Below are 306 nucleotides of genomic sequence, written 5' to 3' on the forward strand. Positions count from 1 at the left end.
AAGTCGCCCACAACCTTGAGATAATTGCTGCGGGGAGCAATACCAGCCGAGTTGCCTGGCGAGAATGTTCTGGGTGAACCGGCGGTTCTGCTGTTGGATGAACCTTGGGCGCAACTGGATGATGCCGGTGTCGATGAATTGCTGGCAGTGATCCGTAATCTGCGGGCTGAAGGTATGGCCGTCGTGCTGGTGGAGCATAATCCCCTGGCTTTTGCTTCGGTTGTTGAGCACTTCTGGTACTTGCACCAAGGGCGGCTATTGCCAGGTTGTTACCGGGCTGAATCCGGTAGTCATATGCAGCGACTG

General features: G+C 55.6%; 1 pseudogene. It reads left to right on the top strand.

Features of this window, described 5'->3' with window-relative positions:
* Window positions 1-24: 24 nt before the first annotated feature.
* Window positions 25-306: pseudogene (locus A6X21_RS13560) on the top strand (hypothetical protein); the annotation flags it as partial.

It is taken from the genome of Planctopirus hydrillae (assembly GCF_001707835.1).
Lineage (GTDB): Bacteria > Planctomycetota > Planctomycetia > Planctomycetales > Planctomycetaceae > Planctopirus > Planctopirus hydrillae.